This window comes from Thalassobium sp. R2A62 (assembly GCF_000161835.1).
Taxonomy (GTDB): domain Bacteria; phylum Pseudomonadota; class Alphaproteobacteria; order Rhodobacterales; family Rhodobacteraceae; genus Thalassobium.
In genome coordinates this window covers 781964-798273 of sequence record NZ_GG697169.2, presented here as the reverse complement: position 1 = coordinate 798273, position 16310 = coordinate 781964, and the positions used below count along the sequence as shown (strand labels likewise).

Here is a 16310-nt window from a genome sequence, read left to right as displayed (position 1 = left end):
GATGCGTGTTTTCGTATACGGAACGCTGTGCCATCTGCCATTGCTCGATGTTGTCTTGGGGGCGGGGCATACAGCACGTATTCGGACCGGGTTTTTACCCCAACACGAGGTGATTTGGTCCCCTGATGGGTCTTGGCCGCATGTACGGGCTGAATTGACCGGTATCGCACCAGGGTTGGTGGTGGATGATCTAAGTGCGGATCATCTGGCGCGACTGGACTATTACGAGGCGGCATTCGGATATCAGACCCGCCGCGTTGGGGTGCGGGTCGAAGATGAGGACGGATCACCAGCAGGGGAAATCGCGGCTGCTGTGTATTTTTCGGATGTTGATCATTCTGATCCTGGCGATCTTTGGCATCTTCCGACTTGGGTGGCAGAGCACGGCGCACTGGCAGTCGAGACCGCCCAAGAAGCGATGAGCTATTTTGGTGAATTGTCAGCGCCAGAGATGGGTGTTCGGTTTGGCCAAATGAAATCGCGGGCCGCGTCGCGACTGCGCGCGGCGTCCGAGGAACCCGCACAAGTCAGTGGCTTTGGGGTAGGGGACGTCACTGTCGCGGACAGCCGTCGCCCGTATTCAAACTTTTTTGTCATTCAAGAATTTGATCTGTCGTTTCGTCGCTTTGATGGGGCCGACAGTCCGCAGGTGACACGCGCTGTCTTCGTTGGTGGGGACAGTGCTTTGGTGCTGCCTTATGATCCGGTGCGCGACCTGGTTCTCTTGCTCGAACAATTCAGAACTGGGCCCTTTGCACGTGGTGACAATGCCCCTTGGACGCTCGAGCCGATTGCAGGCCGCGTGGATCATGGCGAGACCCCAGCTGACGCCGCCCACCGCGAGGCGAACGAAGAGGCGGGACTGGCCCTGTCCGATCTCAAGGAAATCAGTGCGGGTTATCCGTCACCAGGGTCGACGACGGAATATTTTACGCTGTTTTGTGGCATTTGTGATTTGCCGGATGATGCCGAAACTGTCGGTGGGCTGGCGTCTGAGGATGAGGACATTCGGACCCATTTGATAGAAGCGTCACGTGCTATCGAAATGGCCGACGCGGCCGAGATCCGCGTTCTCCCCTTGGTGACCGCATTACATTGGTTGGCGCGACACCGATCCGACTTGCGCGCGGCGGCCAACGTCGCTTGAAGTAGATCAAGGGTCCCACTAGATAGGGACGACACAAGAACAAAGGCGCGACCGTCATGCAAATTCACAACGATCTGGCCTCGGCAGTTGGCAACACCCCATTGATCCGCTTGCGCGCCGCATCCGAAGCGACGGGCTGCGAGATTTTGGGCAAGGCTGAATTCATGAACCCCGGTCAGTCGGTCAAAGACCGGGCTGCGTTGTTTATCATCCGCGATGCGATTGCGTGCGGTGATCTAAAGCCGGGTGGAACGATTGTAGAAGGTACCGCTGGTAACACAGGCATCGGGCTTGCGTTGGTTGGCGCATCGATGGGCTTTAAGACTGTGATCGTGATCCCCGATACACAGAGCCAAGAGAAAAAAGACATGCTGCGACTGGCAGGGGCCGAATTGGTCGAAGTGCCCGCAGCACCCTACCGCAACCCAAACAACTTTGTTCGCTATTCCGAGCGTTTGGCGGCCAAGCTAGCCGAGACCGAACCTAATGGCGCGATCTGGGCCAACCAGTTCGACAATGTGGCCAACCGTCAGGCGCATATTGAAACGACTGCACCTGAGATCTGGGAGCAAACGGACGGCAAGGTAGATGGTTTCATCTGTGCTGTTGGATCGGGCGGTACGTTGGCTGGTATTGCATCGGTGCTGCAGCCCAAGGGCGTCAAGATTGGCCTTGCTGATCCGGATGGTGCCGCGCTCTATTCCTACTACACCGAGGGTGCTCTCAAGATGGAAGGCTCGTCGATCAACGAAGGGATCGGGCAGGCGCGCATCACCAAGAACATCGAAGGGCTCAAGCCGGACTACAACTATAACATCTCAGACGCCGAGGCGTTGCCAATCGTCTTTGATCTTTTGCAGAACGAAGGTCTGTGTTTGGGCGGCTCATCGGGTGTGAATATCGCAGGTGCGGTGCGTTTGGCACGTGACTTGGGACCAGGTCATGCGATCGTGACGATCCTGTGTGACTATGGCACGCGCTATCAATCCAAGCTCTACAATCCTGCGTTCCTGCGGGAAAAGGGGCTTCCGGTGCCTAATTGGTTGGACGGCCCACCCAAAGACATCCCTTCGGTCTTCGAAGACGTATGAACCACCCGCTGCATCTATGCAGCGTTCTGCTGCTCTGCTTTTCGATTGCTTTCTCTTGGGCTGGTGGGGCGCTTGCGCAATCTCAGGACAGTGCCGTTGAGAGTAGCGTATGGGTGTCGGTTGCTGCGCGCGCTCAGACGGCAACTCAGAGCACACGTATTTCATCAGCCGCGCTTGAGGGTCTACGCAGCGAACTGGTGGGCTATCGCAGTGAGTTTCTCGAGGCGCAAAACGTCAACGCGGCGCGTATTGCAACAACCGCAAACCAAATTGCATCGTTGGGAGCTGCGCCCACGGACGGCGACAGCGAAAGCGCCGACGCCACCGCATGGCGGCTCAGTCTAAACGAGAAATTGGGCCGCTTGCGTGCGCCGGTGATCGAAGCAGAAGAAGCTTATTTGCAAGCAGATGGATTGATCCGCGAGATCGACAGCATCATCCGGAACCGGCAAACCGATGCGTTGTTGGAATTTGGCCCGACACCTCTGAACCCGACGCTATGGAGCGGCGCGTTGGCAGGGCTCTCAACTGGTCTTGATCGGATCAGAAAAGAAATCCGAGCCGCTTGGGCGAGCCCCACGGGCAAACAACAGTTCCAAGGGCAGCTCCCTGTCACGCTTCTTTTGATCATCGTCGCTGCGGTATTGTTGCTGCGAAGCAAACAGTGGGTCGAATTCATTGCGGGATTCGTCGTGACCAATACCCGTCGGGGTAAAGGGGTATGGCGTTTTGCATTGTCGTTAGGCCAGCTGCTTTTGCCGCTCGCTGGTCTGACCGCACTCAGGGAAGCGGCCTTTAGCTCGGGCCTCCTCGGGATCGGCGGCACGACATTGGTCAACACGTTGATCCCAATTGGAATGAGCATTTTCGCAGCCCGCTGGCTGGCTGGTGTTTTGTTCCCAAAACCTGCTTTGGCTGGCGCCGAACAACCCCGGTTTTTGTCCCACACCACAGAGGAACGCACTAAGCTACGTGCCCTGATCACAGCATTGGGCGTGGTCTATGCCGTTCGGCTGTTCGTGCTGACTTTGCTGGATGTCTCAAGCGCTTCTGCAACCGTTGCCGCGGTTTGGGGATTTCCATTCCTTGTTGTCGCAGCATTGCTGTTTTTCCGGTTGTGTCAGGCATTGCGCCCGGGACCCTCTGAAGATGATGAATTGGTCCACGGCGTCCGGCTGATCACCACAGTTAGTCGCGTTGGCATGTTGATTGCAGTCCTTGCGCCGGTTCTGGGCGCCATTGGGTACATGTCGGCTGCCAATGCCCTATTGTATCCAGCCATCATTAGCATCGGTCTGATTGGTCTGCTGGTTGTGCTCCAGCGTTTGGCTGGTGATCTCTATAGCCTTGTGACAGGGGCGGATGATGGACAATCAGACGCCTTGATCCCAATTCTAATCGGATTTGTGCTGACGTTGACCTCCTTACCTATCTTTGCGTTGGTTTGGGGCGTGCGTATCGCTGATCTGACTGAGATTTGGGCCCGTTTCCGCGAAGGCTTTGCAATCGGTGAAAGCCGTATTTCGCCAACGGATTTCCTGACCTTTGCTGTGATCTTTGCCGTGGGTTACATGATCACCCGTTTGGTACAGGGCACGCTCAAATCATCGGTACTGCCAAAAACACGAATGGATATTGGTGGTCAAAATGCGATCGTGTCAGGCCTCGGCTATGTTGGTATCTTTTTAGCTGCAGTGATCGCGATTAGTGCGGCCGGTCTTGATCTATCGAATCTCGCCATTGTCGCGGGTGCATTGTCGGTTGGTATCGGCTTTGGGCTGCAGAACATCGTTTCTAACTTTGTCTCGGGGATCATTTTGCTGATCGAGCGTCCGATCTCCGAAGGGGACTGGATCGAAGTTGGCGGGCAAATGGGCTATGTGCGCGACATCTCTGTGCGCTCAACTCGGATCGAGACCTTTGACCGAACTGATGTGATTGTGCCGAACTCTGATCTCGTGTCGGGGACTGTTACAAACTATACGCGCGGCAATTTGGTTGGGCGGGTTCGGGTGCCTGTCGGTGTTGCATATGGTACTGACACCAAGCGGGTCGAAACAATCCTGCTGGAGATTGCGACAGCGCATCCAATGGTTCTAACGACGCCACCAGCGCGCGCGTTCTTCATTAGCTTTGGTGCAGATTCGCTTGATTTTGAAATCCGGGCCATTCTGCGCGACGTGAATTTTGTAGCCGCGGTCCGGAGCGATATGAACCACGAAATTAACCGACGTTTTGCCGAAGAGGGGATCGAAATTCCATTTGCCCAAAGAGACCTGTGGCTGCGCAATCCCGAAGCCCTAACAACCCCCGATGCTGGAGGCTCCGCATGACCCAAGATTTGTTCCGCAGTGACAGTTACAAACGCGATGCACGCGGCATGGTCCGTCACATCACGACCGAAGGCGGCATCGTGTTGGACCAGACGATTTTCTATCCAACAGGTGGTGGCCAACCGGGTGACAGTGGGCGACTGACATGGGACGAGGGCGCGATCGAAATTGCAACAACGATCAAGGGCGAGGGGACTGACATTGTTCTTGTTCCGGCCGAACCCTCTGCGCTGCCGCCAGAGGGTGTTGCAGTCAAACAAGAGCTGGACTGGGACCGCAGACATCGCCACATGCGCGTCCATACGGCGCTGCACCTGTTGTCGGTAGTCATTCCATTGCCAGTAACAGGTGGGCAAATCGGCGCCGAGAAGGGCCGGTTGGATTTCAATATGCCCGTCGCTCTCGAAAACAAAGACGAGATCGAAGAGACGCTGAACAAGCTCATCGCTTGTGATTTCCCAGTGACGACAGAATCCATTTCCGAGGTCGAGCTGGATGCAAATCCCGGGCTTGTCAAAACCATGTCTGTTCAGCCGCCTCGTGGCACGGGCCACATTCGTCTGGTTCGCATTGGCGAGGGCGATAACATGGCAGACCTGCAGCCCTGTGGCGGAACGCATGTTGCCCACACAATTGAGATTGGACGTGTCCGTTTGGGCAAAGTCGAAAACAAGGGCAAACAGAACCGCCGCGTTCATTTGCATCTAGAGGATTAGCAGCATGCCGTCATTTCGATTGACCTGTAGTCTGCTCGCTCTTGTTTGGTTCGTTCTCTTCGCGGTCTTGTGCATCGCGCCTGCGCTCTATGCGCCAACCTATGGGATCGAGGCCTCGGAAGGGGTGCAGTTCATCACACGCCGCGCGTCACCAATGTTTCTAGGTTTTGCAACCTTGTTGTGGGCGCTGCGCGACGAAGCCCCAAGCCGCTTGCGCGATATGGTGGTCATCGCGATGGTCGCGGCGTTCATTGGAATTTCGCTGACCGGCCTTTACGATTTTGTACGTGGATACGCGTCACAAACGATTGCGATTGCAGCCTTGCTTGAAACCTTGATGGCGGTTGTTTTGATGCGAGCAAATGCACAAAGATAGGTCTTGATGGGGCCGAAACACCGCGGTTGCAGGTTTTGCGTAAAACCCTCTTGCACTCAGGCCCGCTTGTTGGGTAGAGACGAGGCACGGACAGGTGGCCGAGTGGTCGAAGGCGCACGCCTGGAAAGTGTGTAGGCGGGAGACCGTCTCCAGGGTTCGAATCCCTGTCTGTCCGCCATTATCCCCATTGCGAACCAGTAACACTGCCCTGACGGGCACTGATTTTTTCGTGTTATCAAAGGGGTTTGCGGGAACAGACCGAACCTCATAGACGAGCGGCATGGCCAAAGCTGGGTCTTGTCAGAAGGATTTGAGTTGAGGCGGGCAGGGTGGTTGCGTAGCCTGTCCACATGATTAAAACAGACCCATTCAAGGGCTTTCATAGCAGCCCTGAGATTATCCGCCTCGCCGTCATGTTGTATGTTCGTTTTCCTTTGTCGCTGAGAAACGTCGAAGATCTTTTGCACGAGCGCGGCGTCGACATCAGCCACGAAACCGTTCGATATTGGTGGAATAGATTTGGCCCAATGTTCGCCGCTGAAATCCGCCGCAAGCGAGTTCAGCAGATGCGCGCATACTCGAACTGGCAGTGGCATTTGGATGAGGTATTTGTGAAGACTAATGGCGAGACGCATTATCTTTGGCGTGCCGTGGATCAAGAGGGCGAGGTGCTGGAAAGCTATGTCACAAAGCGCCGGAATCGCAAAGTAGCGTTGAAATTCCTCAGGAAAACTATGAAGCGTCACGGTCACCCTCATATCCTGGTGACCGACAAACTCCGGTCTTACGGTGCTGCAATGAAGGAAATCGGCAACGAGCAGAGGCAGGAAACCGGTCGCTGGCTCAACAATCGCGCGGAGAATTCACACCTTCCGTTTCGACGACGAGAACGGGCCATGCAACGTTTCCGCAGCATGCGAAGTTTACAGAAATTCGCCTCCGTTCATGCCTCTGTCTGCAACCATTTCAATAAGGAACGCGCCCTGTACAGCAGAGACAATTTCAAGCTCAACCGCGCCGCCGCTCTTGCCGAGTGGCGCGATCTCGGTGCGGCATAAGGGACAGCCTCACTGTCCTTGCAGAGACGAGTTCGAATTGGTCTGACACCACCCATTTTCGCTGTCTCGCGCATGACCTTATTCAGGCACCCAAGCTGGACGTAGAGGTGGAAGATTTCTTCAACGGTTTTCGCCTCATTCTGGCTTACCACAAGCCCTCTGGTTTTTGGATCGGGGTGTGGATTATCGCCAAGGGGTGGGACTCCACCCATCCAGAGGCCCTTCTTTGGCAGCTTCATTGTCCTTACAGAGACTGGTTCGCATTCGTCTGACAGCACCCATCGGCGGCATAACCCCCGCCATGAAACTGAAAACTGCCGCCTGAATTCTACGGCTGGACCCCATTGAAAATGGAGGGATTACCGATTAATTTTATATTACCTCGGACGTAACGGGGTAATAATTGGACTAAAACAATGCATAAGAAAGTCTTCCTTAGCGACGATGTGATTGTCCTTGATATTAATGACGCAATAGCAAATGGCGCGCAGCGGATGGTGTTTGTACACCCAAACGACCCTACCCTGCTCATTAAGGTACACAAACACCAGGATCCAGCTGTATTTAAGCGCAGCCTAGATGGTTGGTTTCGCAAAAAAAAATCGCTTCATTATAGTTATAAAGAGTATGTTGAATATGCCCGCGTCATGCTTAGCCATACTAACATGTCGATAGCTCTACCAATATCCCACATGTATGGATTTGTGCACACGTCTCTTGGAGTAGGCTGCGTCACCGAACATGTGGTTCAGGAGAATGGCATTACCGGAAACACAGTTCGACATAAATGCGAAACCATGCAATTTACTCTATCAGACCTTGGGTTGCTGAATGAAGCAGTTACCCAGATTTTTTCTTTGGGCGTCCGCGTAAGTGATGCCAATCCTGGAAACTTTGTCTTTGGGTATCGACGCGCAAGCGCTCTTGGTTTCAGACCAGTCTATGGGTGTTTTCTTGTCGACGGCTTTGGTGACTCCTATCCAATAACTGTAAGATCTTGGTGTCGCTGGACCAATAGTCTTGGGCTCAACGACTGCTTTAAACGCATGTCGAAAAAAATTGAATTGAAATGGGATGGGCGAGCACGACGCTTCACACTGCCTTGACTGGTGTTGTCAGAAGAAACCGGCTTGAGACCGGCAGGGCGGCGGTTTAGCGTTTTGTGATGACAAAACGCTCCCCATTTCGCTATTTTAAGACCACCCCAGAGATCATTGGCCTACCGGTAATGCTGTACGTTCGATTTCCGCTGTCACTGTGCATTTTTGACGAACGCGATATTGATATTAGCCATGAGACAGTTCGGTTTTGGTGGGATAGATTTGGCCCGACGTTCGCCGCTGAAATACGCAAACGGCGCGTCCAACAGTTACGGGCACATTCGAATTGGCAATGGCATTTGGACGAAGTGTTTGTGAAGATCAACGGTGAGACGCACTACCTTCTGGCGGGCAGTCGACCATGAGGGCGAAGTTCTGGAAGGCTATGTGACAAAGCGCCGTGACCGCAAAGCAGCTTTGAAATTCCTCAGCAAAACAATGAAGCGTTGCGGCAAACCCGAAATCATCGTGACCGACCTACTGCGGTCTTACGGTGCCGCGATGAAGGTCATCGGCAATGCTGACAGACAAGAAACCGGCCGCTGGCTCAACAATCGAGCAGAGAATTCACACTTGCCGTTTCGACGAAGAGAACGGGCAATGCTGCGCTTTCGTCATATGCGTAGTTTACAGAAATTCGTCTCCGTTCACGCCTCCGTTTACAATCATTTCAACCAGGAACGTCACCACTACTCACGCGCCAATTTCAAGATCAACAGAACCGCCGCTCTTGCTGAGTGGCGCCAGGTTTGTTCGGCATAAGTTCCGGAATTGAGGGGCATACAGAGACTGGTTCGCATTCGTCTGACAGCACCATTCGCTGCAGTCTGCAGCAACGACCGAGATGCGGACGAAGTGTGCTTTCGCTGCGGCTGCGCCAATGACTGCTTTCAAGCTTCGGTCTCAACGCGAGAATCTGTCATTCTTGATGAATTTCAAAACTGCTTGCACCTTAGCGGAACGGTGCAGATCCGTGTGAGTCACGAGCCAAAACGGGACCACCCAATCTGGTTGCGGCGCAAGCACCTCGACCAAATCGGTGCGTTTTTGCGCGTATATCTCAGGGTGAAATCCGATCCCCATTCCGGCCAACAGGGCTTGATCGGCGACGCCTTGGTTTGCGCTGATTAAGACTTTGCTTGTCTCGGGCACATTTTTCCGCAGCCATCCCGTGAAGGGAAACGGTGTTTTGTCCTGCTCCCAACAGACAAATCTGTGATTGCGATAGTCGTCTTGCGATTTCGGCACGCCATGGCGCGCGGCGTAGGTCGCATGGGCGTAAAGACCGAGCTTGAGGTCCAGATAGGGCTGAGCGACGTTGTCTGGCTGATCGGGCTTGGGGCCGGACCGGATAGCGACATGGGCCTCGCCATATTCCAGTTTGAGCACGGCCGGACTGGCGACAAAACGGATCACCGTGTTTTTGTTTTCGACCTGAAACCGCTGCAGCGCGGGCAGCAGAAGGGGAGCGATGCGCTCATGCGCCGTCACGACGAGATCACCGGTAATCGCCGCGGAGCGGCCCCGTGGTCGCCCGGCCAATTGATCAAACTGTTCTTCCGTGGCTTGTGCGACACGCAGTAGGTCCAGGCCGACTTCTGTGGGCACATATCCAGTCTTGTTGCGCAGAAAAACGCGCGCACCGAGTTCAGCCTCCAATGTGTCGATATGGCGGATCACGGTAGCCCGATGCACCCCCAGCAGATCAGCAGCGGCGCTGACTGTCCCAAGGCGGGCGACGTGGTAGGCGGTCTTGATCTCAGTCCATTTGTCCATATCGTATGATGTCATATTTTCGCACGTCAGGTGCGTATCTTGGCTTCTATAATCTGTTTTTGCAGTATGGCACAAGCGGCCAACCGACAACAGAGTCAACTGGCTGCGCCGGCGACATACATAAGGAGACCACGATGGACAGGGAATTCCCTCGGTATCTATCTTTCATTCTGATCATTGCCGCGTGGCAGACCTACCGAATAGCAGGAGCGATATTCTGGTCAGGCCTTGATCTGTCAGGCGGGGATTTGCTTCCCAACGCATGGGCGATCCCATTGTCGCAAGACACCGTTACCGGCCTGCTCGCGCCGTTAATCGTTTTCATGATGGCCATGCGTCCGAGCGTATTGAGCTATGCACTTGGCGTCTCGTTTTTCGTATTCGGAATTGTGGATTTCACTAATGGCATGGTTGTCGAAGCGCTGTACCCACCGCACTTTCCGCCGCTTGGTGAAAACATGCCTGCTGGTTTTCTGAAAGGCTGGCTCTTCGGCAACATGACGCTTGAGATCGTCGCCCTCGCCCTTTTGCTGACACCCGCTGTTCGGCGTTACTTCATTCAAGCCGAAGGCGGCTCGGGGCTGAGATTCAGGGACTCTCCCATGGCGGGCAAGTGGATCTGGGTCGTCGGTTTCGGCGCGTTGAATGGCATCTTCTTCAAGGCACAAGCTGCTGCCATGAACGCGATGTTCGGGTTGTTGAACTAGCGAAATGAACTTCTTGATTGCCACCATGAGCAACGTATTGAGGACTAAAATGACCAACACAATGAGGACTAAAATGACCAACACAACACGACCCCGCATCCTGATGACCATCATGATGGCACTTACCTTCTCTCGCACCTCTGTTGCCACTTATTTCCCCCATTTGGAGATGTATGGCGGCGTTGATGCAAATGCCTGGTTCGCCCCATGGGTCAGCGATACAATTCTCGGCCTTTTGGTTCCGGTCATGATCTATCTTTTGTGGCGCCAGACCGGTGCGAAGGTCTGGGCCACATTGATCGCCTATAACGCGCTTGGAGCCTTTGATTATTCACATGGGCTGGCCACGCAGTGGCATTATCCGCAAGCGACCGAAGGCGCGGTGTCCGCAGTTATCTACTTAGCCATTGGATTGGGCATGGTTTTGAACATCGCAGTCGCGTTGATGATGTTCCGCGGCGACGTCATGCGTCATTTTCTCAAATAGTCAGCGCAAAACTCAAAACTCTGGAATGAAAGATTCAACATGTCTGTATCAACGAAAATGCTTCCCGATGGCTCCAACCCGGAAGGCGTCGCCCCGAACCCACCTCTTGGATGGACGGGCAAGACCGACCTGAAAGATGTGATTGTCCACGGACCGGCGTTCTCTCACGCGACAACAAAGCTGCGCACGTTTCTTGAGTATGCAGGCGTGCCTTTCCGGCATGAACAGCATCTGAAAGCCAAGCCGCAAGGGATCAAGCCGAACTCTAGCTATCGAAAAGTACCGGTCATCGACGTTGCCGGACGCCAGGTGAATGACAGCTGGATCATTCTGCAAAACCTTCTGCCCGCGCTCGGGATAGAGATGGATGCAGCATGGGAAGAACGTATCGTCATGGAACTTGATACAACCTTCAAGCTGCACTGCACCTCGACCGATTGGGCGCGGCTGGCCGTGGCGACGGTGGGTGCGCCATCGGTAATGAAATGGTTGATCGGGCCAATGCTTGCGCGGATGGAATGCAAGCAGGCGCGTCACAACATCGCGACCACCGGCCTTGGCCACCGCGAAGGCGACGAGATTGCCTTTGCGCGGGATTTCAAACGATCGATGCAGGGTAAATTTCATGGCGGAACCGAGCCGGGCCATGTCGACCTGTCATTCTACGGCTTTTTGGCGGGATACCTCCATGCCGGTTCGCCCATTGCTGCCAACATGGTCAAGCAGGCCGGTCTTGAGCCATGGGTCAGTGCAATGAAGAAGGTCGTTCCGCTGGAAACGCTGTTCCCGAAAACCATCAAATAGGACCGCGCCATGACGATCCGTCGTGATATCAGGATTGCTGTTGTCGGGGCATCCCTCGGCGGGCTAAGCGCAGCCAATGTGCTGCGCCAGCTTGGCTTTGACGTGCAGGTTTATGAACTGTTTGCCAAGGGGTTTGAGGAACGGGGTGGCGCTCTTGGGTCGGTCGATCTTGGCCTGCTCCGCCGTATCATGGGAGGCAACCTAAACGGAGCTGACCGCGCCATCAAAGGCCACGGTCATTTTTACGGTGACCTGTGGGACTACCTCTATCAAGGGTTGCGGCTTGAAAGCGTGCGTTTTGGCACTGACGTCCAAACGATTACCGATGCGCGCAGCGATCGGCCAGCGATCGTGATTGACGGGAAGCCTACCACCTTTGACGTGATCATAGGGGCGGATGGTGGAAAATCGACGATCCGGCCCTTCGTCACACAGCAGCAACCTGTATATTCTGGATATACGGCTTGGCGGGGCCTCGTGCCGATGAATGGAATTGATGGCCCGCCATCTGGTGTGCGAATAGTGAATGGCATTCGCTATGAAACACTTGGCTTTCCCTGTGCGGGTCCGGACGGCCCGTTGTGGAACTGCGGCGTCTACATGGCGATGCCGTACGCCGAGGTCGCGGCACCGACGCGCAACCGACAGGTTGGGTCTGCCATTCGCGATATTCCTGACTGGTTTGTTCCCTTGGCCAAGGCCCTGTTCGGCGAACGCAATGCGCAGTTTTGGGCGGATTGTGTGAAGCACGGAAAGGTCACGCCGCATCCGATCTGGGAGTTTGCCGCAGACCCTGTTGTGGCTGGCCGTGTCGCCTTGTTGGGTGATGCCGCCCATCTCTCCAGCCCGCGCACGGGCGCAGGTGCTTATACGGCCATGCTTGATGCTTATGCACTCGGGACGGCTTTCAACGACGCCAGCTCCGTTCCTCAGGCACTGGCCAACTACAACCAAGACGCCGTTTCGCGCGCAAGGGCGCTATATGATCGCAGCCGCAGAGCCGGGCTGGCGTTTGCGCCAGACCGCGGGCATTCCGTGTCCCCGACTAAGGTACTTGATCATTTAACGCGATCAAGTGACGCGCTCGACTGGGCAGCAGTGCGCTGAACAATAGCAGCCAAGGTCGCTACTTTTGCCAAATTCAACATGGCAAATTCTGCGCTCGCCGCAGCAAACCTGACGCTCGCTGCGTCGCAGCATTTAGTTAAAAAGGGCTCTCACCGGTGATGTCAGAAGAAACTCGGTTGTGAAGGGCAGGGTGTCGATCTAGCTTTCGTTCATTATAAAACGATCCCCTTTTCGTTACTTCAAAACGAGCCCTGAGATTATTCGCCTTGCGGTGATGATGTATGTCCGGTTTCCGCTCTCACTTCGGAATGTGGAGGATTTGCTGCATGAACGAGGCATCGATGTGAGCCACGAAACTGTACGGTTTTGGTGGAATAGATTTGGCCCGTTGTTTGTATCTTAAATCCGCCGAAAACGGATTTTCCGGATGCGATGTTACTCGAACTGGCGTTGGCACCTCGATGAAGTTTTTGTGAAGATCAACGGCGAAGGACACTATCTTTGGCGTGCGGTGGATCACGAAGGTGAGGTGCTAGAAAGCTTCGTCACTAAGCGCCGGGATCGCACTGCGGCCCCTACATTTATGAAGAAAGCGATGAATCGATATGGACAACCGGAAGTCATCGTGACCGACAAATTTCGTTCATATGGTGCTGCGATGAAGGTTATTGGCAACGCCTGGAAGCAAGAATCCGGGCGCTGGAAAAACAATCGCGCAGAAAATTCACATCTACCTTTTCGAAGGCGAGAGCGAGCGATGCACCGCTTTCGTCGTATGCAAAGTTTGCAGAAATTCGCCGCCGTTCACGCTTCAGTCTGTAACCATTTGAATTCGGAGCGCAGCCTTTCCCAAAGAGATCAATTCAAGATGAACCGCACCGCTGCTCTTGCTGAGTGGCGCGGTCTTTGCACGGCATAAAAGGGCAGCATCACTATCCTTGTGGAGACTGGTTCGCATTGGTCTGACAGCACCCGTTTGTGTCCTGCGCGAGGGGATCGAGGATGGCTACCTGACCGCGTTCTGCGTTCGCCCATGCGCCTCAACCCGCGATGTTTATGAGTTCGACGGGGCCGATCAGGTGTCGGCGGGCGAACTTGAGGAGTGGGGCAGATCCGTATCGCTGTCATGAACGGCTACACAGCCCTCGGAACACCCATCAAAAACTCCGTGGGCCAAATCTGTCCGTCGAAAACGGAACTCCGGCCATCCACCGGTTTGTGCAACCGCGCCAGTCAACACACTGAAATCAATGGGTTGAGGATCAAAGTCGCCGCACAGGCAAGGCAACACATTGAATAAAATTAAAAAAGAATTGCAGAGGGACGTCGAATGCGGCAGTTTAAAAAGGGAGTTTTGGGGTCATGATGTCTGCCCTTTGTTTTGCCAAGCCGCCTGGGCGCGCTGCAAAGCCGAGCGGCTTTAAATTGTTTAAGGATGGGTTTTGACGGTGTGCTTGAACGCGATGCGGGATAACTTCGGACGGCGGTTGGGGATTTGCTCAAGGGGCTTATTTGCGGTGCTGGCCTTAGGGGTGAGCACCGTCGGTGCACAGGCGCAAACTGTGACTTTGGCCGATGCGTTTGACCTGATGTTAGACAGGGACGTTCAGTACGAAATACTGGATATCGAAGAGAACATAGCCGCTGAGCTTGTGCGGCAGGCACGCGGCGAGCGGTTGCCGCGCGTCGGTTTGGCAATTCGATACATTCAGACGCAGCAAGTCATCGTAAATCAGGACAACACAACGTTCCAAGAAGGCACCTCGCAGTATCCCACGACTCGCATGACATTTTCGGTTCGGCAGCCGCTTTACGACCCGGTTCGGTGGCGGGCGCTTCCTCAGGCGCGTGCCGAAGAAGAATTGGTAGCTGCTCAGGCTGCGGTGGCGCGCAATCAATTGACGACGTTGTTGATAGGAGCCTATCTCGACGTTGCTCGCGCCCAAATTGGTGTGGAGCAGGCCCGGATCATGATCCGGGCGCGCAGCCAGCTTGAAAGCGATCTTGCGGTGCAGGTTGATGCAGGCGTAATCGAGGCTGACACGTTGCTTCGCGCTCAGGGAGACGTATTTGAGGCCCGTGCAATGCAGGCCGAGCGGGAACTGGACCTGACGACCGCATTGTTCGAACTGTACCGCTTTACTGGCCCTGAGGTCACGGGCGTAAGCTATGCGGGGGCGTCTGTTGGCATCCCGAATTACAATGAACTTGTTGGCACCTTCAGCCTCGAGAGCTTGCTCGCCATGTCGCCCGCTATTCAGGTGGCGCGCGCGGAGCTGGACGTCTCAGAGCGTCAGGAACATGTCGCAAGGGCAGCATATCAGCCGACAGCCAACCTGGCGCTCGAATTTGAGTATGAGCAAACCGAAGGCTCTCTCTTTGGCGGCGGGTCGACTGTGCAATCGACTGAACTTGGCCTGAACGTAGATTGGTCGATTTACGAAGGTGGCTTGCGGCGCAGTCGCATGCGTGAAGCCGGTGCACGGGTTCAGATTGCCAACCTTCGGCTGGAGCAAATCACCGATCTGACCGAGCGCCGCTACGACGCGCTGACCTCCGCGTTGGGGCGCAGCTTCGTTTCGGTAAGAGCCATCGGCGCCGAACAGTCGGCCGCAGGACGCCGCCTGGGGGCTGCAATTGAGCAAGAAGACGCTGGCCGTATCGGTCCGCAGGCTTCTCTGGAAGCGCGGCTTCGGCGCGATACAATGGCGCTTCAGGGGCAGATTGCGAGGTTGCGCGTGGTGCAGCTTCAGGCAGAACTTCTGGCACTTTTCGGGGCGCTCGATGTCGACGCTCTTTCTCAGGAATTCCGCGGCACCTGATCTTCGGGTCCATACGATAGGCAAACAGGGAAAATAATGACAAAGCAATTACTTATCTACGACAACGTTGTTCCGGTGAATCGTCAGACGCACCGGGGCATGTCGGTTCGCCAGACGACCTCCTTCGGGTTCGCGAAGGAGGTCAATTCCGTCCCGATCGTGGATGTCGAATTTCCCCGGGCCTGCCTCGAAATGCCGATCGTTTTCAGTCGGACCGAAACAGGGATCGTCAGCCTTGCACTTTTGGGTGCGCAACAGAACCAGAACGCGTTCGTCGATGAAAACGACGCCTGGACAGGTCGCTATGTGCCGGCGTTTTTCCGGCGCTATCCCTTCGTGTTCGCAGTTCAGGAAGACAGCGAACAGATGACGCTGTGCCTCGACGAAACCTACGAGGGTCTGAACGGCGAAGACCGTGGCGAGCGGATGTTCGACAGCGAAGGCACCGAAAGTTCCTACTTACGCACGGTCCTTCGTTTCGTGGAAGAGTACCAGGCCACCTTCAACCGGACGCAAGCCTTTTGCGATCGTCTGGAAGAGGCCTGTCTGCTGGAAGAAGCCCGCGTGGATTACACGCTCGCCGATGGCACCAAGGGCGGCGTGACCGGCTTTTTGCGCGTCTCGAACGAGAAATTTCGCGCCCTCGATGACGAGCAGATCACGGACATGTTCCGGTCCGGCGATCTGGATCTGATCCAGGCCCATCTGCTGTCGATGCAACAGATTGAATCGGTCGTTGCCAAATCGGCACCTGCCACCGCGCCTGCTGCCGAGGCGATGGAAGAAGACCAGCCCGCTGTTGAAGATATGGGCCTGCACTAAGAC

At 55.1% G+C, this 16310-nt stretch carries 15 protein-coding genes, 1 tRNA gene and 2 pseudogenes; 17 read left to right on the top strand and 1 reads right to left on the bottom strand.

All coding sequences use genetic code 11. The annotated features are described in order from the left end of the window. Position 1 precedes the first annotated feature (1 nt). From TR2A62_RS03860 to TR2A62_RS17985, 9 genes and pseudogenes are all read left to right on the top strand, one after another. The gene (locus TR2A62_RS03860; RefSeq protein ID WP_009159529.1) at positions 2–1147 is read left to right on the top strand and encodes an NUDIX domain-containing protein; all 1146 of its coding nucleotides are present in this window, start codon (positions 2–4) and stop codon (positions 1145–1147) included. A gap of 56 nt (positions 1148–1203) precedes the next feature. Next, positions 1204–2238 (top strand): cysteine synthase A, encoded by a 1035-nt coding sequence (locus TR2A62_RS03855; protein WP_009159668.1) that lies wholly within the window; start codon positions 1204–1206, stop codon positions 2236–2238. Beyond that, complete coding sequence (locus tag TR2A62_RS03850; RefSeq protein WP_009160723.1) at positions 2235–4571, top strand: DUF3772 domain-containing protein; 2337 nt, start codon at positions 2235–2237, stop codon at positions 4569–4571. The genes TR2A62_RS03855 and TR2A62_RS03850 overlap by 4 nt, the downstream gene beginning before the upstream one ends. Then, entirely contained in the window at positions 4568–5287 is a 720-nt protein-coding gene (locus TR2A62_RS03845; RefSeq protein ID WP_009157404.1) for an alanyl-tRNA editing protein, read from the top strand. The genes TR2A62_RS03850 and TR2A62_RS03845 overlap by 4 nt, the downstream gene beginning before the upstream one ends. Before the next feature lie 4 nt (positions 5288–5291). After that, on the top strand, positions 5292–5663 hold the full coding sequence (locus TR2A62_RS03840; RefSeq protein ID WP_009158330.1) for a hypothetical protein: 372 nt from the start codon (positions 5292–5294) through the stop codon (positions 5661–5663). Positions 5664–5751: 88 nt separating this feature from the next. Next, positions 5752–5841, top strand: a tRNA-Ser gene (locus TR2A62_RS03835). Positions 5842–6016: 175 nt separating this feature from the next. Beyond that, positions 6017–6721: an IS6 family transposase gene (locus tag TR2A62_RS03830; protein WP_369699514.1), complete on the top strand. Its 705-nt coding sequence runs from the start codon at positions 6017–6019 to the stop codon at positions 6719–6721. 416 nt (positions 6722–7137) lie between these two features. Then, positions 7138–7827, top strand: coding sequence for a YrbL family protein (locus tag TR2A62_RS03825; RefSeq protein WP_050761062.1), 690 nt, complete (start codon positions 7138–7140; stop codon positions 7825–7827). A gap of 59 nt (positions 7828–7886) precedes the next feature. Beyond that, positions 7887–8583: pseudogene (locus tag TR2A62_RS17985) on the top strand (IS6 family transposase). Positions 8584–8724: 141 nt separating this feature from the next. Here TR2A62_RS17985 and TR2A62_RS03810 read toward each other — a convergent pair. Next, complete coding sequence (locus TR2A62_RS03810) at positions 8725–9597, bottom strand: LysR family transcriptional regulator (protein WP_009157995.1); 873 nt, start codon at positions 9595–9597, stop codon at positions 8725–8727. A gap of 134 nt (positions 9598–9731) precedes the next feature. On the opposite strand from TR2A62_RS03810, the gene TR2A62_RS03805 reads away from it, so the two are divergent. From TR2A62_RS03805 to TR2A62_RS03770, 8 genes and pseudogenes are all read left to right on the top strand, one after another. Then, on the top strand, positions 9732–10304 hold the full coding sequence (locus TR2A62_RS03805; RefSeq protein ID WP_009160898.1) for a hypothetical protein: 573 nt from the start codon (positions 9732–9734) through the stop codon (positions 10302–10304). Between the two features lie 73 nt (positions 10305–10377). Beyond that, positions 10378–10791 carry a hypothetical protein gene (locus tag TR2A62_RS03800; RefSeq protein ID WP_009160114.1) on the top strand — a complete coding sequence of 138 codons (414 nt, stop codon included), beginning with the start codon at positions 10378–10380 and terminating at the stop codon, positions 10789–10791. A 57-nt stretch (positions 10792–10848) separates the two neighbouring features. Beyond that, positions 10849–11595: a glutathione S-transferase family protein gene (locus TR2A62_RS03795; protein WP_223296068.1), complete on the top strand. Its 747-nt coding sequence runs from the start codon at positions 10849–10851 to the stop codon at positions 11593–11595. A gap of 9 nt (positions 11596–11604) precedes the next feature. Next, on the top strand, positions 11605–12702 hold the full coding sequence (locus TR2A62_RS03790) for an FAD-dependent monooxygenase (protein WP_009158728.1): 1098 nt from the start codon (positions 11605–11607) through the stop codon (positions 12700–12702). A gap of 235 nt (positions 12703–12937) precedes the next feature. Then, positions 12938–13582 (top strand): annotated as a pseudogene (locus TR2A62_RS03785) (IS6 family transposase). Between the two features lie 19 nt (positions 13583–13601). Then, a complete protein-coding gene (locus tag TR2A62_RS03780) occupies positions 13602–13793 on the top strand; it encodes a hypothetical protein (RefSeq protein ID WP_009159880.1) in 192 nt (63 codons plus the stop codon). 402 nt (positions 13794–14195) lie between these two features. Further along, entirely contained in the window at positions 14196–15485 is a 1290-nt protein-coding gene (locus TR2A62_RS03775; RefSeq protein WP_223296067.1) for a TolC family protein, read from the top strand. A gap of 36 nt (positions 15486–15521) precedes the next feature. Then, a complete protein-coding gene (locus TR2A62_RS03770) occupies positions 15522–16307 on the top strand; it encodes a SapC family protein (RefSeq protein ID WP_009157622.1) in 786 nt (261 codons plus the stop codon). The last annotated feature ends 3 nt before the right edge of the window (positions 16308–16310 follow it).

Excerpts from the sequence above, each read along its gene's own strand:
- TR2A62_RS03770 (WP_009157622.1), top strand. The coding sequence starts at position 15,522 with ATGACAAAGCAATTACTTATCTACGACAACGTTGTTCCGGTGAATCGT.
- TR2A62_RS03795 (WP_223296068.1), top strand. The coding sequence starts at position 10,849 with ATGCTTCCCGATGGCTCCAACCCGGAAGGCGTCGCCCCGAACCCACCT.
- TR2A62_RS03860 (WP_009159529.1), top strand. The coding sequence starts at position 2 with ATGCGTGTTTTCGTATACGGAACGCTGTGCCATCTGCCATTGCTCGAT.
- TR2A62_RS03825 (WP_050761062.1), top strand. The coding sequence starts at position 7,138 with ATGCATAAGAAAGTCTTCCTTAGCGACGATGTGATTGTCCTTGATATT.
- TR2A62_RS03805 (WP_009160898.1), top strand. The coding sequence starts at position 9,732 with ATGGACAGGGAATTCCCTCGGTATCTATCTTTCATTCTGATCATTGCC.
- TR2A62_RS03855 (WP_009159668.1), top strand. The coding sequence starts at position 1,204 with ATGCAAATTCACAACGATCTGGCCTCGGCAGTTGGCAACACCCCATTG.
- TR2A62_RS03845 (WP_009157404.1), top strand. The coding sequence starts at position 4,568 with ATGACCCAAGATTTGTTCCGCAGTGACAGTTACAAACGCGATGCACGC.
- TR2A62_RS03850 (WP_009160723.1), top strand. The coding sequence starts at position 2,235 with ATGAACCACCCGCTGCATCTATGCAGCGTTCTGCTGCTCTGCTTTTCG.
- TR2A62_RS03840 (WP_009158330.1), top strand. The coding sequence starts at position 5,292 with ATGCCGTCATTTCGATTGACCTGTAGTCTGCTCGCTCTTGTTTGGTTC.
- TR2A62_RS03800 (WP_009160114.1), top strand. The coding sequence starts at position 10,378 with ATGACCAACACAACACGACCCCGCATCCTGATGACCATCATGATGGCA.
- TR2A62_RS03810 (WP_009157995.1), bottom strand. The coding sequence starts at position 9,597 with ATGGACAAATGGACTGAGATCAAGACCGCCTACCACGTCGCCCGCCTT.
- TR2A62_RS03790 (WP_009158728.1), top strand. The coding sequence starts at position 11,605 with ATGACGATCCGTCGTGATATCAGGATTGCTGTTGTCGGGGCATCCCTC.